This window comes from Anaerobacillus sp. ABD4_527, assembly GCF_056160805.1.
This window is the reverse complement of sequence record NZ_JBSWXZ010000001.1, coordinates 1342916-1359758: the sequence shown is the minus strand read 5'-3', so window position 1 is coordinate 1359758 and position 16843 is coordinate 1342916. Positions and strand designations below refer to the sequence as shown.

Annotated in this window: 14 protein-coding genes; 13 read left to right on the top strand and 1 reads right to left on the bottom strand. The window is 39.8% G+C overall.

The annotated features are described in order from the left end of the window. The first annotated feature begins 83 nt into the window (after positions 1-83). Together pyk and ACXAHI_RS07160 are read left to right on the top strand one after the other, a co-directional pair. Complete coding sequence (pyk, locus tag ACXAHI_RS07165) at positions 84-1838, top strand: pyruvate kinase (RefSeq protein WP_270179559.1); 1755 nt, start codon at positions 84-86, stop codon at positions 1836-1838. 155 nt (positions 1839-1993) lie between these two features. Beyond that, positions 1994-2386, top strand: coding sequence for an FxsA family protein (locus ACXAHI_RS07160; protein WP_474846944.1), 393 nt, complete (start codon positions 1994-1996; stop codon positions 2384-2386). Between the two features lie 57 nt (positions 2387-2443). On the opposite strand, the gene ytvI is transcribed toward ACXAHI_RS07160, so the two are convergent. Continuing rightward, entirely contained in the window at positions 2444-3568 is a 1125-nt protein-coding gene (ytvI, locus tag ACXAHI_RS07155; protein ID WP_474846943.1) for a sporulation integral membrane protein YtvI, read from the bottom strand. A 458-nt stretch (positions 3569-4026) separates the two neighbouring features. Between ytvI and citZ the strand changes: the two genes are divergently transcribed. From citZ to ACXAHI_RS07100, 11 genes are all read left to right on the top strand, one after another. Continuing rightward, on the top strand, positions 4027-5142 hold the full coding sequence (gene citZ / locus ACXAHI_RS07150; protein WP_474846942.1) for a citrate synthase: 1116 nt from the start codon (positions 4027-4029) through the stop codon (positions 5140-5142). Between the two features lie 66 nt (positions 5143-5208). Further along, on the top strand, positions 5209-6480 hold the full coding sequence (icd, locus tag ACXAHI_RS07145) for an NADP-dependent isocitrate dehydrogenase (RefSeq protein ID WP_270179555.1): 1272 nt from the start codon (positions 5209-5211) through the stop codon (positions 6478-6480). A gap of 43 nt (positions 6481-6523) precedes the next feature. Beyond that, complete coding sequence (gene mdh, locus ACXAHI_RS07140; protein WP_270179554.1) at positions 6524-7462, top strand: malate dehydrogenase; 939 nt, start codon at positions 6524-6526, stop codon at positions 7460-7462. Positions 7463-7535: 73 nt separating this feature from the next. Then, positions 7536-8015, top strand: a complete 480-nt coding sequence (locus tag ACXAHI_RS07135; protein ID WP_474846941.1) for a MaoC family dehydratase — start codon at positions 7536-7538, stop codon at positions 8013-8015. A 210-nt stretch (positions 8016-8225) separates the two neighbouring features. Further along, positions 8226-8936, top strand: coding sequence for a response regulator (locus ACXAHI_RS07130; protein ID WP_474846940.1), 711 nt, complete (start codon positions 8226-8228; stop codon positions 8934-8936). Continuing rightward, the gene (gene pnpS / locus ACXAHI_RS07125; RefSeq protein WP_474846939.1) at positions 8936-10354 is read left to right on the top strand and encodes a two-component system histidine kinase PnpS; all 1419 of its coding nucleotides are present in this window, start codon (positions 8936-8938) and stop codon (positions 10352-10354) included. Before ACXAHI_RS07130 ends, pnpS begins: the two co-directional genes overlap by 1 nt. Before the next feature lie 249 nt (positions 10355-10603). Continuing rightward, positions 10604-13231: a DNA polymerase I gene (gene polA / locus ACXAHI_RS07120; RefSeq protein WP_474846938.1), complete on the top strand. Its 2628-nt coding sequence runs from the start codon at positions 10604-10606 to the stop codon at positions 13229-13231. Positions 13232-13254: 23 nt separating this feature from the next. Next, entirely contained in the window at positions 13255-14085 is an 831-nt protein-coding gene (gene mutM / locus ACXAHI_RS07115; protein WP_474846937.1) for a DNA-formamidopyrimidine glycosylase, read from the top strand. A 65-nt stretch (positions 14086-14150) separates the two neighbouring features. Continuing rightward, entirely contained in the window at positions 14151-14783 is a 633-nt protein-coding gene (gene ytaF / locus ACXAHI_RS07110; protein WP_474846936.1) for a sporulation membrane protein YtaF, read from the top strand. Positions 14784-14796: 13 nt separating this feature from the next. Beyond that, the gene (gene coaE, locus ACXAHI_RS07105) at positions 14797-15390 is read left to right on the top strand and encodes a dephospho-CoA kinase (RefSeq protein WP_474846935.1); all 594 of its coding nucleotides are present in this window, start codon (positions 14797-14799) and stop codon (positions 15388-15390) included. 196 nt (positions 15391-15586) lie between these two features. Beyond that, a complete protein-coding gene (locus tag ACXAHI_RS07100) occupies positions 15587-16615 on the top strand; it encodes a glyceraldehyde-3-phosphate dehydrogenase (RefSeq protein ID WP_270179546.1) in 1029 nt (342 codons plus the stop codon). Positions 16616-16843 lie beyond the last annotated feature (228 nt).

Genomic DNA, 16843 nt, shown 5'->3' with positions numbered 1-16843 from the left:
GTGGGTGAATAATGGTGTTTGCTGGATAAATACCACACAGAGTTGGATAAAATTATTAAAGAAGAGCTTTTAGGAGGATACCTATGCGTAAAACCAAAATCGTCTGTACAATTGGACCTGCAAGTGAGGACCAACAAACGTTAGAAAAATTGATGCAGGCTGGAATGAATGTTGCACGTCTTAACTTTTCTCATGGAGATTTTGAAGAGCACGGCAACCGTATTAAAAATATTCGTGAAGTATCAGAAAGAATTGGCAAGAATGTTGCGATTCTACTCGATACGAAAGGACCTGAGATTCGTACGCACAACATGGAAAATGGTGCGATTGATCTTGAAGCAGGACAGCAGCTTATCGTATCGATGGAAGAAGTTGCGGGTACAACTGAAAAGATTTCAGTAACGTATCCTGACCTTGTCAATGATGTTCACGAAGGTTCAAAGATCCTTCTTGACGACGGTCTTATCGAACTTGAAGTGAAAAGCATCGGGAACAATGAGCTTTACACAGAAGTATTGAATAACGGTACCCTTAAGAATAAAAAGGGTGTTAACGTTCCGAACGTAAGTGTGAAGCTGCCTGGTATTACTGACAAAGATGCAGCTGATATTGAATTTGGAATTGAACAAGGCGTCGATTTCATCGCTGCTTCATTTGTTCGTCGTGTATCTGATGTGTTAGATATCCGAAAGCTTCTTGAGAAGCATGATGCAACTGATATCCAAATCGTTCCAAAAATTGAAAACCGTGAAGGTGTCGATAACATCGACTCCATCCTTGAAGTATCTGACGGTTTGATGGTAGCTCGTGGTGATCTTGGCGTAGAGATCCCTGCTGAGGAAGTACCACTCGTTCAAAAACAACTTATCAAAAAGTGTAATGCACTAGGAAAGCCTGTTATTACTGCAACTCAGATGCTTGATTCTATGCAGCGTAACCCTCGTCCAACTCGTGCAGAAGCAAGTGATGTTGCCAATGCGATTATTGATGGTACAGACGCTATTATGCTTTCAGGAGAGACTGCGGCAGGATCATACCCTGTAGAAGCAGTTCAAACGATGCATAACATCGCTTCTTACACAGAGAAGTCTCTTAACTATCGCGAGCTTCTTTCAATGAGAAGTAAAGAGATCGAGACGAACACGACGAATGCGATCAGTGAATCTGTTGCACATACTGCATATAACTTGAATGTACCTGCGATTTTAACAGCTACAGAGAGTGGACACACTGCACGTATGATTTCCAAGTATCGTCCGAAAGCGCCGATCGTTGCTGTAACGAACACTGCAAGTGTATGCCGTAAGCTCGCGCTTGTATGGGGTGTACATGCTCAGGAAGGGCGTAAAGTTAAAACCACTGATGAAATGCTAGAAGTTGCAGTTGAAGCATCAATTCGTTCAGAAATCGTTAGTCATGGCGATACTGTTGTCATTACAGCTGGTGTACCAGTAGGTGAGTCTGGAACTACGAACTTGATGAAAGTTCATGTTATCGGAGATATTCTTGCAAAAGCACAAGGTATCGGTAAAACATCTGTTTCAGGTCGAGTAGCGATTGCTAAGAACGCTGATGAAGCGATCAGTAAAGCTGATGAGAACACAATCATCGTAGCGATCGGTTCTGACAAAGAGATGGTTCCTGCTCTAGAAAAGGCTGCTGGTTTGATCACAGAAGAAGGTGGTCTAACGAGTCATGCAGCTGTTGTAGGGTTAAGCCTTGGTCTTCCAGTAGTTGTTGGTCTTGAAGACGCAACGAATCTGTTTGAGGATGGTCAAGAGATTACGCTTGATGCAACTACAGGAATTATTTACAAAGGAAAAGCAAGCATCCTATAAAGCCTCACAAAGACTGTCGATGAAATTCGGCAGTCTTTTCTTATGTTTCTTGGATAAAAACAAGAATCGGTATATTACGAATTAATACAGAAATCATTTATAATAAGAGTTAACGGGATCGTACATCTCGAATTTAATTAAAGGGGCCCTAAGACATGTTTCGTATCTTGCTTCTTTTTATCATTATTGTTCCGGCACTTGAAATAGGTTTGTTGCTCCTTTCAGGGCGGACGTTAGGCTTGATTCCCACTATATTATTAATAATAGGAACAGGAGTACTTGGAGCGTGGCTCGCAAGAAAAGAAGGCTCTGAAGCAATACAAAAGGTAAACCGTCAAATGCAAACTGGTCAGATGCCTGGTGATGCGATTCTTGATGGCTTGTGTATATTAGTCGGTGGTGTCGTGTTGTTAACGCCAGGCTTTATTACCGATGCGATCGGTTTCTTACTTTTAGTACCCGCAACGAGAAAGCCTTTCAAGCGTTGGCTGCGAAAGTTTCTAGAGAAACGAATGAATAATGGTCAATTCGTTTTCATTAGAAGATAATAACAAAAAAGCTGTCGGAACTCATCTCGACAGCGTGAAGCTGAAGGCGCATTCCCTTCAGCTTTTTCTTTTGTTTTCTCCGATTATAAAGTGCCATACATCTTTAAATACATTAGCATGATACAACGTTTTGAGTACAACTAGAAATACAGGACCAATGATCAATCCAATAAAACCAAAAATTTGAAACCCAACAAATAATGCGATCAATGTTGCGAGTGGATCAAGACCAATGTTAGAAGATAATACTTTTGGTTCTACAAGTTGTCGTTGAATGACAACGACTCCATAAAGAATGGCAAGTCCAATCGTTAAACCGTAATTACCAGTAAGGAATGAATAGATCATCCATGGAACGAATACTGCTCCAGTACCGAGGTATGGGAGAAGGTCAACAAGTCCTATGATGATCGAGATGGTTACTGCATACTCTACACGGAGAATAAGCAATCCTATTAGAACGATGGCAGCCGTCATCGATATCAAAGTAAGTTGTGCTTTAACGAATCCAAAGAGCGCTTTTCTGAGATCTTTATAAACGGACCCAATACTTGTTTGGATGTCACCTGGTGTTTTTTTCTTTACCCAACTAATAAATTTATACCAGTCTTTGCTGATGAAGAAAGTAGCTAACAAAGAAAAGATCAACACTGTAATAATCGTTGGTAAGCTGATGATGATGGAACGGATTCCTTCAACGAGTGCTTGAAGGATATCTGTAACAGCCGTCGTTACAGTGGTGCCGATCGATTGTATGTTATCCATGATCGTTGTTTGCTGATCTTTATTCAAGTCTTTGAATAGGTCTTCAAGCTGGTTATACAAAGGCAAAACGTGTGAAACAAATAGTTCTTCAATAAACGTAACGATTTCTCTAAAGTTCTCGGGAAGAACGTCAGCTAAGTAAACGACTCCTTGCACGATTTCGTTCACAAGCAGGGTTAAAAAAGCTGCGAGAACGCCGATTAAAAAAACGATCGATAGTGCAACTGAAGCTGGTCTTGGCATCTTTACTTTACGTTCTAGTAGATCGACAAGTGGGTTGATCAAAAAGGCTAGGAGCAAGGCGATTACGAAGGGATAAGCAAAGTGCCATACATAATATAGTAAAAATAATCCTAATACAACAGCTGCTATAACGATTAAAAATCGGAGAATGCTGTGTATATAATGCCAGTTCAATAAAGCGCCCCCTCCAATAACATTCTACTTTAATAATACACTTGTTCGATTATTGCAATCAAATTCATTTTAGCTGAATTCGTGAAAAATTTTAAAATGTTTGTTATGCTTAAAGAAGCGTTCTGTTTATTCACTAGGAATCTTCCTTAATAGTACATCAAACCTGTCGATTTGTGAGGAATGGTATGGGTGTGTTTTTTTGTCGAGTTTATAAACTGAACTACCGTTCAGACTAGGCTTCTCGACTCTAGAACACGTATCCAATAGGCTTTTAAGAAAAAAAAGGAAGTCGCCAAATTCTGCATATTCATTCACAAATGTCAGATTTTTGTTTATAATGGAGACGGACGCACCTTCTTTGTACATAAGATTCCTTTTTTTTGGAGTGTTTGTAAAGCGTTATCAAAGCAGAATTTTTAGAAAAAAAGAATGTTAATATGGAAAAGGAGAGGGAAAGTATGACGACTACTCGCGGATTAGAAGGCGTTGTTGCAACGACGTCATCTATCAGTTCAATTGTAAACGATGTCTTAACATACAGAGGTTACAACATTGATGATCTTGCAGAAAATGCTAGTTTTGAAGAAGTAATCTATTTGTTATGGAATGATAAACTACCAAATAAGGAAGAGTTAAAACAGTTTTCTTCTAAGCTTGCAGAAGAAGCAGCTATTCCAGAAGAGATCATTAATCAAATTAAATCTTATCCAAGTGATAAGGTGTCTCCTATGGCTGCGCTTCGTACAGCAGTTTCTACTCTTGCACTCTATGATGAAGAAGCAGATGATATGAGTGAAGAAGCGAATTATCGTAAAGCGATTCGTCTTCAGGCGAAATTGCCTACAATCGTGACTAGCTTTTCCCGTATTCGTGAAGGGAAAGAACCGATTAGTCCTAAGAAAGATTTGAGCTTTGCGGCGAACTTCCTCTACACGTTGAATGGGGAATTGCCAGAAGACGTAGCGGTAACTGCGATCAATAAAGCGCTCGTGCTGCATGCCGATCATGAGTTGAATGCATCGACATTTACTGGCCGTGTATGTGTAGCCACCCTTTCTGATATTTATTCAGGTGTGACATCCGCAATCGGCGCACTTAAAGGACCACTTCACGGTGGCGCTAATGAAAGAGTTATGAAGATGCTTACTGAAATTGGAAGCGAAGAGAACGTAGAGTCTTATCTTCATAATGCGTTCGAGAAAAAAGAGAAGATCATGGGCTTTGGTCACCGTGTGTACAAAACTGGAGACCCTCGTGCGAAGCATCTTAAAGAGATGTCCCGTAAGCTTACTGAGTTGACTGGTGAGACAAAGTGGTATGAGATGTCTGCAAAGATGGAACAGATTGTGACTTCTGAAAAAGGATTACCGCCAAACGTAGATTTCTATTCTGCTTCTGTTTATCACAGTCTAGGCATCGACCATGACTTATTCACACCGCTATTCGCTGTTAGCCGAGTATCAGGTTGGATCGCTCATATTCTAGAGCAATATAGCAATAACCGCTTGATCCGTCCTCGTGCAGAGTACGTAGGCGCAACAAATCAAACATACGTTAACGTAGAAAACCGATAAGACCACTAAGGGAAGGATCATTCCTTCCCTCTCAAAAAATGTAGATTTCAATAGGAGGAATATCAAATGGCTAATGGAGAAAAAATTACCGTAAATAATGGGGTACTAAACGTTCCAAATCATGCAATTATTCCATATATTGAAGGCGATGGAACAGGTCCAGATATTTGGGCAGCTGCATCTCGTGTACTTGAAGCTGCGGTTGATAAAGCATACTCTGGTGAAAAGAGTATTACTTGGAAAGAAATTTATGCAGGTGCGAAGGCACATGATAAGACAGGAGAATGGCTTCCTGCTGAAACACTTGAAGCAATTCGTGAATACATAATTGCGATTAAGGGGCCTCTGACGACTCCAGTAGGCGGCGGGATCCGCTCTCTTAACGTTGCGCTTAGACAAGAGCTAGACTTATTTACTTGTCTTCGTCCAGTTCGTTATTTCAAGGGAGTTCCTTCCCCTGTAAAACGACCTGAAGACACTGATATGGTTATCTTCCGTGAGAATACTGAAGATATCTACGCTGGTATCGAGTTCCAAAAAGGTTCTGACGAAGTTAAGAAAGTAATTTCTTTCCTACGTGAAGAAATGGGCGCTAAAAACATCCGTTTCCCAGAAACATCTGGTATCGGTATCAAGCCAGTTTCTGAAGAAGGTACGAAACGCCTTGTTAGAGCTGCGATTCAATACGCGCTTGATGAAGGACGTCGAAACGTAACGCTCGTTCACAAAGGTAACATCATGAAATTCACTGAAGGAGCTTTCAAAAACTGGGGTTATGAAGTGGCTGAACAAGAATTTGGTGATAAAGTGTTTACGTGGGCTGAATACGACCAAATCGTAGAAGAAAAAGGCAGAGATGCAGCTAACGAAGCTCAATCAAAAGCTGAAGCAGAAGGTAAATTGATCGTAAAAGACGCAATTGCAGACATCTTCCTGCAGCAGATCTTAACACGTCCTGCAGAATTTGATGTAGTGGCTACGATGAACTTAAACGGAGACTATGTATCTGACGCGCTTGCTGCTCAAGTTGGTGGGATAGGAATTGCTCCTGGAGCGAACATTAACTATGAGAGTGGTCATGCAATCTTTGAAGCAACTCACGGTACTGCACCGAAATATGCTGGTCTTGATAAAGTTAACCCTTCTTCAGTTCTTCTTTCTGGAGTGTTGATGCTTGAGCACATCGGTTGGAACGAGGCTGCTAAACTTGTTTTAGATTCTATGGAAAAAACAATCGCAAGCAAGGTAGTAACGTATGATTTCGCTCGTTTAATGGAAGGTGCAACTGAAGTGAAGACTTCTGAATTTGGTGATGAACTAATCAAGAACATGAATTAATTAAACGTTAGAACTTATTTTCCTTTAAAGGGGTGGCGTCCGTATGACGATAAAACGCAAAAAAGTATCCGTTATTGGAGCAGGTTTTACAGGTGCTACGACAGCTTTCTTGCTAGCTCAGAAAGAGCTTTCTGATGTAGTGCTCGTAGATATTCCAAACCAGGAAGGTCCTACGAAAGGAAAAGCGCTTGATATGTTTGAAGCGAGTCCTGTTCAAGGGTTTGATTCCAAAATAACTGGGACGTCCAATTACGAAGATACAGCTGATTCTGACATCGTAGTGATTACAGCAGGAATTGCAAGGAAGCCAGGCATGAGTCGAGACGACCTTGTTAATACGAACGCTAAGATCATGAAGAGTGTGACACATGAAGTTGTCAAACACTCTCCAAATACTCTTATTGTTGTTCTAACAAACCCTGTTGATGCGATGACATACACCGTATTTAAAGAATCAGGTTTACCTAAAAATCGCGTGATCGGTCAATCAGGTATTCTTGACACTGCTCGCTTCCGTTCATTTATCGCAGAAGAGCTAAACATATCCGTAAAAGACATCACTGGTTTCGTATTAGGCGGCCATGGTGATGATATGGTGCCTTTAGTCCGTTACTCATTTGCTGGTGGAATTCCGTTGAGTAACCTCATCTCCGAAGAGCGACTCGAAGAAATTGTAGAGCGCACTCGTAAAGGTGGAGGAGAAATCGTAAGTCTATTAGGTAACGGAAGTGCGTATTATGCTCCTGCTGCTTCCCTTGTTGAAATGGTAGAAGCCATACTAAAAGACCAACGTCGTGTACTTCCGACAATTGCTTATCTTGAAGGCGAGTATGGGTATGATGGCTTGTATCTAGGTGTTCCAACAATCATCGGTGGAAGTGGAATTGAGGAAATAATTGAGCTAGAGCTTACGGATGAAGAAAAGCAGCAATTAGATAAATCTGCAGACTCTGTTCGTAAAGTAATGACTGTACTAAATTAAAAAGATGATCCGGTTCAAGCCGGATCTCTTTTACTAAATTTAAGAAAGCGCTTTCTTAAAAGGGGGATGGACGATGCTTTTAGGAAAAAAAAGAAAAATCGGTAGAATGATTGAAGAAATTTCAGTTGGTGAAAAATTAGAAGTTACGGAAAAAATAGATGATCGTGAACTGTTATTGTATCTTGGGATTTCTAATGACAATAACCCTCTTTTCATACAGCATGATTACGCATCTTTAACACCGTTCAAAAAGCCGATTGTGCCACAGATTATGCTTTTGGCTATCGTTTCAGGTGCTATCTCAAAGTATCTGCCTGGACCTGGTAGTAGTATAAAGAAACAAGAAGTTACATTTGATAATCCAGTTTATCATTATGAAGCACTTCATTTTGGTTTTGAAGTAATCGATGTGAACAAAGAGGATCATGTTATTACTGTTAAAGTTGAAGGGAAGAATGAAGAAGGAAAGCTCGTTCTAAACGGAGAATTCGTTGTTTGCCCACCGTATCCTACAAAGTCTTTAACAAAGACAACAGCGTTTGAGAATTTCTAAGAGCCACTAAGGCTCTTTTTTTAATGAAAATAAATAGAATCTCACGAATTCATTTGGTCCTACAATCCCCTATGTAAGCGCTCCTAGAGAAGTATCCCTTTTTCAATTGCATAAAGAATAGTATTATGTAGGTATTCAGGAAAAAATAAATATGCCTGATGATCGGCTCTAACATAGATGAAACGGGGAAAACGCTTAGGGGGTAATCCAATGGCTCAGAAGATACTTGTAGTAGAAGATGAAATGTCTATCATGACATTGCTTCAATTTAATCTTGAACAAGCAGGATATGAAGTAGTAACAGCAGAAGATGGGGCTGAAGCTCTTCAAAAGATTGAGGTAGAAAAGCCAAACTGTATCATACTCGACTTGATGCTTCCAGAGATGGACGGTCTAGAGGTGTGCAAAGAAATGAGAAGCAGACATATTTACACACCGGTTCTCATGCTGACTGCTAAGGATGATGAATTCGATAAAGTGTTGGGTCTAGAGCTAGGTGCAGACGATTATATGACGAAGCCGTTTAGTCCTCGAGAAGTAGTGGCACGTGTAAAGGCAATTTTAAGAAGGATCAAACAAATGGAAGGCATGAAAGGTGCACCAGAAGAAGCGGAAAGAATCCAGGTTGGCGAATTGGATGTTTATCCTAATAATTACGAAGCTTATTTTGAAGGGGAACTAATGGAAGTAACTCCGAAAGAGTTTGAGCTTCTAGTTTATCTAGTGCGACACAAAGGACGAGTACTTACACGAGAACAATTATTGAGTGCAGTCTGGAATTATGACTTTGTAGGAGATACTCGTATTGTTGATGTTCATGTGAGTCATTTAAGAGAAAAGATCGAAGAAAATACCCGCAAACCGGAGTATATTAAAACGATACGTGGTCTTGGTTATAAGTTAGAAGGACCGTCTTCCTGATGAGACGGTTCCGATCTCGATTTTTAAATGGGCAATTTATTGTTCTCTTTTTCTTATTTATCATGATGGTCGTAATCATCGGCAATATTTTTGAAGGAATTTTGTTTGCGGATGCTTCAGGTGAAGAACTTAAGAATATGTGGTTCATTCTTAGCATTTCTTTTGCCGTAGCGTATTTCCTTTTTGTTTATATTAGTATCAGCATTTCGAGTAGATTAACAAAGCCGCTCGAAGGTGCGCTTAAAGTTGCGAATGAACTTGCTTCAGGAAATTTTAAAGCGCGAACGTATGAATATAAGTTAGACGAAACTGGACAGTTTAGCCACTCATTGAACATCCTTGCAAGAAACATGGAAAACATGACGAATTCCTATGAAATTCAGCAAAATCGGTTGATGACACTGATTGAAAATATGAATAGTGGATTGATATTGATCGATGTGAAAGGAAATATCAATCTTGTGAATCGATTTTATAAAGATACGTTCGGTATCAATACCAGTGATTACATAGACGAATTGTACTATGAAGCCATTCCATATACAAAAATCGTTCAACTTGTAGAAGAAACATTATTAGTAGAAGGAACAGTTCGGAAACAATTAGAGCTCCCAGTTGGATTAGAGTACCGTCACTTTGATGTTTCCGGTGCTCCTATCCTTTCTCAGAATGATCAAATGAAAGGCGTAGTACTAGTCTTTCATGATATAACCGATTTAAAAAAACTCGAGCAAATGAGAAAAGATTTTGTAGCGAATGTATCTCATGAATTGAAGACACCTGTAACCTCTCTAAAAGGGTTTGCCGAAACACTATTGGATGGTGCCATGGAAAATAAGGAATTTCGTACGAGGTTTCTTACAATCATTCATGACGAAAGTGAACGACTTCAAACGTTGATACAAGATTTGCTCGATTTATCCAAAATGGAACAGGCTCATTTTGCTTTAAATTGGCAGGATGCGAACCTCAAAGAGATTGTTGACGACTGCGTTCTAATGACAAAGAATAAAGCTGATAAAAAGGCAATTGAAGTTACGACTGCCTATGAAGGGGAAACAAAAATTAAAGGGGACGTTCATCGACTGAAGCAAGTTTTCCTAAATTTAATCTCGAACAGCATTACGTATACACCTGAAAATGGAAGAATTATGATCAATGTAACAGAACTAGCTGATTCGGTTGAATTTACAATCTCTGATACTGGAATAGGGATTAAGAAAGAAGAGCTGCCAAGAATATTTGAACGTTTCTATCGTGTTGATAAGGCCAGGAGCCGAAACTTAGGTGGAACTGGACTTGGTTTAGCGATTGTAAAACATCTTGTTGAAGCTCACAATGGAAAAATTTCTGTCCAGAGTGAACTTGGTGAAGGGTCTACTTTTACGATAACTTTACTAAAAAAACGAATTTATTAAGGTTTACGGAATCTTTACACTTCGTTTATATGCCCTTAAAATTATATCTGTAAAGTGATACTTGACCCCTTCATCATGACTAGAGCATGATTTAAGACGAGTTTATACTCGTCTTCTTTTTTTTGAAATTGTTATTCAATACGATAAGCGACACCTGTTTTTTCATTCTACATGCCACCGTGGTAAAATGGATAAGACAGGTGTTTTTGTGATGAGTACTTAAATTCAAATGATATAGGAGGTTTATCTTTGAAGAATAAACTTGTATTGATAGATGGAAATAGTATCGCTTATAGAGCGTTTTTCGCACTGCCCTTATTAAACAACGATAAAGGTGTTTATACGAATGCGGTCTATGGCTTTACAACGATGCTTTTGAAAATTATAGAAAACGAAACACCAACTCATATGCTAGTTGCATTCGATGCAGGAAAAACAACATTTAGACATAAGACATATACAGAATACAAAGGTGGAAGACAGAAAACACCATCAGAATTAAGTGAACAATTTCCTGTTATTCGAGAGATGCTGGACGCTTTTAATATCAAGCGGTTTGAGATTGAGAATTATGAAGCAGATGACATTATTGGCACAGTGTCTGACATGGCCAGTAAAGAAAATTGGGATGTAAAAATATATTCTGGTGATAAGGACCTCCTTCAGCTCGTATCGAATAATGTTCATGTAGCGTTAACTCGAAAAGGCATAACGGATATCGATACATACGATCCTCAATTCTTGGATGAAAAGTACGGGATTAAGCCTGAACAAATCATCGATATGAAGGCCCTAATGGGGGACAACTCTGATAATATTCCTGGCGTTCCTGGTGTTGGAGAAAAAACAGCGCTCAAGCTCTTAAAGCAATTTGAAACACTTGAAGGCGTATATGATTCGATCGATAGCGTTTCCGGAAAGAAGTTAAAAGAAAAGTTAGAGGATAATAAAGATAAGGCGATGATGAGTAAAGAGCTCGTCACTATTTTTAAGGAAACGCCTCTCACAATTGAGATTAACGATATGGTATATGAAGGTTTCAAATCAGAAGAGGTGAGTACCCTCTTTCATGATTTGGGTTTTAAAACGCTTCTCGAACGCATCGGAGGAGAGAGTGAAGTAGAAGAGGAAATGGATGACCTTAAGGTTGAGTTCTTGGATGAAGTAAATGATGATCATCTCTTAAACCCATCTGCTTTAATTGTTGAAGTAATGGAAGAGAATTATCATAATGCTGAGATACAAGGATTTTCTCTTGTAAATAAAAAGGGGAATTTCTATATTCCTAGTGACGTTGCGCTTAAGTCTGAACGATTTCAGTCTTATCTTCAAGATGAAACAAAGAAGAAGTGGGTGTTTGATGCCAAGAGAGCTGTCGTCGCACTTGGTTGGAAAGGAATACACCTAAAAGGGATAACATTTGATTTGGTTATCGCTTCTTACCTTCTAAATCCATCTGAATCGACGCATGATCTTTCAGCAATATCGAAGCGGGAAGGCTTCTCTGTGGTTTCTTCTGATGAAGCAATCTACGGGAAAGGTGCGAAACGTGCGGTGCCAGATGAACAAGAGCTTGCAGACCATTTGGTGAGAAAGGGATATGCTGTTTATCAGCTTAAAGAAACACTCGAGGAGCAGTTAGATAAAAATAGTCAAATTGAACTTTTCCATGATCTTGAAATGCCTCTTACGTTGGTATTAGGAGAGATGGAAACCCAGGGCGTCAGCGTAGATGTAGAACGTTTAGAAAAAATGGGCAAGGAACTCAATAACAAGTTGAAAGAAATTGAAGGACGTATTTTTGGGCTTGCTGGTACTGAATTTAATATTAACTCACCAAAACAACTTGGAGAGGTATTGTTTGAGAAGTTAGAGTTACCGGTGATCAAGAAGACAAAGACAGGATACTCTACCTCTGCGGATATTCTAGAAAAATTAGAAAGTAAGCATGAGATTATTCCGGAAATATTATTATACAGGCAATTAGGAAAGCTAAACTCCACTTATATAGAGGGATTGCTTAAAGTTACATTTAGAGAGACTGGAAAAATCCATACCCGTTTTAATCAGGCTCTTACCCAAACAGGAAGACTCAGTTCTACAGACCCGAACCTACAAAACATCCCGATTCGTTTGGAAGAAGGCAGGAAGATCAGGCAGGCATTTATTCCAACGACGAAAAGTTGGGTGATGTTTGCTGCGGATTATTCCCAAATTGAGCTAAGGGTTCTTGCACACATCGCGGAAGATGAGAATTTAATCGAAGCTTTCCAAAAGGGAGAAGATATCCATACGAAAACCGCAATGAATGTCTTTGGCGTAACGAAGGAAGATGTTACATCAGAAATGAGAAGGCATGCAAAAGCAGTAAACTTCGGTATCGTGTATGGAATTAGCGATTACGGACTTTCACAGAGCTTAGGAATCACAAGGAAAGAAGCGTCTGAATTTATTGAGAAGTACCTCGAAAGCTTCCCGGGTGTAAAGCGTTATATGGATGAGGTCGTCACACAAGCGAAAGAGGACGGTTTTGTTTCAACGCTTATGAATAGAAGACGGTACTTACCAGAAATTAATTCGCGGAACTTTAACCAGAGAAGTTTTGCAGAAAGAACGGCTATGAATACACCGATACAGGGGTCTGCCGCAGATATTATCAAAAAAGCAATGGTAGAGATGGATAAACGATTGAAGGATGAAAAACTCGAAACAAGAATGTTGCTCCAGGTACACGATGAATTAATATTCGAGGCACCTGAAGAAGAGATTGAGACATTAAAACGCATCGTACCTGAGGTGATGGAAACTGCTATTGAATTGGTCGTTCCTTTGAAGGTTGATTATGAGTATGGCTCCACCTGGTATGATGCTAAGTAATTCGCATCAAAGGAGAGAGAATTATGCCGGAGTTACCGGAAGTAGAAACGGTTAAACAAACACTACAGGATCTCATTGTAGGGAAGAAAATAAAAGACGTTGTAATCAAGTGGCCAAAGATTATTAAAGCACCAGATGATATAGAAGAATTTAAGATGAAAGTTATTGGCCAAACGTTTACAGGGGTTGAGAGAAGAGGGAAGTTTTTAAAGCTCATGTTAACGGACGATGTGATCGTTTCTCACCTTCGAATGGAGGGGAAATATAGGGTGTCAAGAAGTGATGAAGAATTTGATCACCATACCCATGTGTTTTTTACATTCGAGGATGGAACTGAGCTTCGTTATCACGATGTGCGTAAATTTGGTACGATGCACCTTTTTCCTTTAAATACTGAAGAAGATGTATTACCTCTTTCACAGTTAGGACTCGAACCATTTTCTGAGCAATTTACACCTGAAGTGTTGAAAAGTGGATTTGAAAGAACAAGACGTCATGTGAAAACGGTATTGCTGGATCAATCAATCGTAGTGGGTCTAGGCAATATTTATGTAGATGAAGCGTTATTTAAAGCTGGAATACATCCGGAGCGGGTGGCATCTTCTCTAACCTTTGAAGAATTGGCCAAACTTCACGAAGAAATTGTCTCTACACTTAAAGACGCAGTTGAAAAAGGTGGAAGCACGATAAGATCTTATGTGAATAGTCAAGGCAAGGTCGGTACGTATCAAGAAAGCCTCTTTGTATACGGAAGAGTAGGGTTAGCATGTAAGAAATGTGATGGTTTACTAGAGAAGACAGTTGTTGGTGGAAGAGGGACGACGTACTGTCCTCGCTGTCAAGAGAAAAGGTGATTCGTAGCGTTGGAAGGGCTCTGTTCATATACTATCAAAGATTTTAGTATGGAAGGAGCTCGCCAATGCACTGGGTTTCACTGTTTTTTCTCGCTTTTGCTGTAAGTGTCGATGGATTTGGAGCTGGCTTAACATACGGATTGCGTAAGATGAAGATTCCGTTTAAATCAATTATTATTTTGACGATTTGTTCAGCGATATCAATGCTTGTTGCGATGGGCTTGGGCTCAATCCTTCAATTATGGATTTCCGATACACTCGCTCAGAGAATTGGAGGAGGCATTCTAATTGCTCTTGGCGGATGGGTTCTGTATCAAATGTTTCGAGGAGGGTCTGATGCCGAGAAATCCGTAACGGAACGGACGTTACTTCACTTTGAGATAAGATCTCTCGGTGTTGTCATCAGCATATTACGAAAGCCAACAACGGCAGATTTTGACGATTCTGGAACGATTACAGGGATCGAGGCGGTCATGTTAGGCGCTGCTCTATCGCTTGATGCGTTTGGTGCAGGGATTGGTGCATCCATGATTGGATATGCCCCTCTTCAAACGGCTTTGTTGATCGCATGTATGAGCTCCCTATTTGTTTTCTTAGGATTGAAATGTGGAAATCTCGCATCAGGAATCAAATGGGTAGATAAACTTTCTTACCTTCCGGGTTGCTTGCTGATCATTATAGGATTTATGAAGATGTAAAAGGAGGGAATGTATGAAGATAGGACTTACCGGTGGAATTGCAAGTGGAAAGAGCACAGTTGCAGAAATGCTTAGAACCCTATCCATACCAGTAATCGATGCAGATGTCATCGCTAGAGAAGTTGTTGAGCCCGGTGAGCCAGCATTAGAAGAGATCGTTCAGGTCTTTGGTGAAGAGGTAAGAACGGATGATGGGTACCTTGATCGAAAAAAATTAGGTTCGGTTATTTTTAGCAATAACGAAAAACGTTCGCTTCTTAATGAGATTATGCATCCTGCTATTCGTAAGCGAATGTTAGCGGAAGCGAAAGCATATGAAGAAAGCGGCCATAAGCATGTTGTGTTGGATATCCCTCTTCTGTTTGAAAGTAAGCTTTCCTATCTTGTCGACCGGACGCTGGTCGTCTATGTAGATTCAGAAACACAGTTGGAGCGACTCATCGAACGTGACAAGAGCTCTAACGAAGAAGCAGTACAGCGAATCCGGTCACAGATCCCGATCGAAGAAAAAAGGCAGTTAGCTGATAAAGTAATCGATAATACAGGAACGAGAGAGGCAACAGAGAAACAGCTAAGGGACATTCTGAAGGAATGGAAGATCGTTTGAGTCAAAACACGTCGAAATGACGTGTTTTTTGTTTTAAGTGAAATGTTCATTATAGCTAATTAGGTGTCATACACCCATATCTCCCCTTTTTGCATAAATGGTGTAAATAAATCTTTTAAAACGCATATTATATGTTATACTAATCCTGAGAAAAACAAAAAAGAGTATAACACATAAATGGTGGGAGGAACGCTGGATGAAATCAAGAGTAGCGATTAATGGTTTTGGACGAATTGGGCGTATGGTATTTAGAAAGGCGATTACAGAAGAGAGTTTAGATGTAATAGCAATTAACGCCAGTTATCCACCTGCAACATTAAGTCACCTTATTAAATATGACAGTATTCACGGTACGTTCGATGGAGAGGTTACTCCTGTTGAAAACGGGATTAAAATAAACGGTAAAGAAATCAAAGTCATTAGTGATCGTGATCCTAGTAATCTCCCATGGAAAGATTTAAATATAGATATCGTAATCGAAGCAACAGGTAAATTTAATTCTAGAGATGGTGCAGGCCTTCATTTGGATGCCGGTGCAAAGAAAGTTATTATCACAGCGCCAGGGAAAAATGAAGATCTGACAGTTGTTATGGGGATAAATGAAAGCGAATACAAACATGAAAAGCATCACGTTATCTCAAACGCTTCATGTACTACAAACTGTCTTGCTCCAGTAGTAAAAGTACTAGACAAATCATTCGGCATCGTGACAGGAATGATGACTACGGTTCATGCCTACACGAATGATCAGAAAAATATTGACAACCCTCATAAAGACTTAAGAAGAGCGAGAGCGTGTGGTCAATCCATCATTCCGACAACGACAGGTGCTGCAAAAGCAATTTCAAAAGTGTTGCCACATCTAGAAGGAAAACTTAATGGTATGTCACTTCGTGTACCAACACCGAATGTTTCGCTTGTGGATTTGGTTGTGGATCTTAAGAAAGACGTAACGGTCGAAGAAGTGAACGACGCACTAAAAGCTGCTTCAGAAGGACCTCTTCGTGGAATTCTAGGCTACTCCGACGAGCCGCTTGTTTCCATCGATTACAATGGTGATTCTAATTCATCAATCGTTGATGGGTTATCCACGATGGTTGTAGAAAAGAACAAAGTAAAAGTACTTGCATGGTATGACAATGAATGGGGCTACTCATGTCGAGTAGTGGACATGGCAAAATATGTTGGCGAGAAAATTCCCAGCAAATCCGAAGTAAGCGTTTAATTAAGAAGCAGGGCTAGACTCCCTGCTTCTTTTTATTTTGTATCGGTAAGGCTATTAAAGAGAGGTGAATCCTATTCCTTTAATCTCTAAAAATTTTGTAGTTGCAAATCTATTTTAAAAGCATTATACTATTTTTCGTGAACTTCTTTTATAGCAATTTGGCGTTGAAAACTACTTAAAGGGTTAGGACCTCATCGGACTAACTTTCCCCCGTGGTGGATTTTCAAT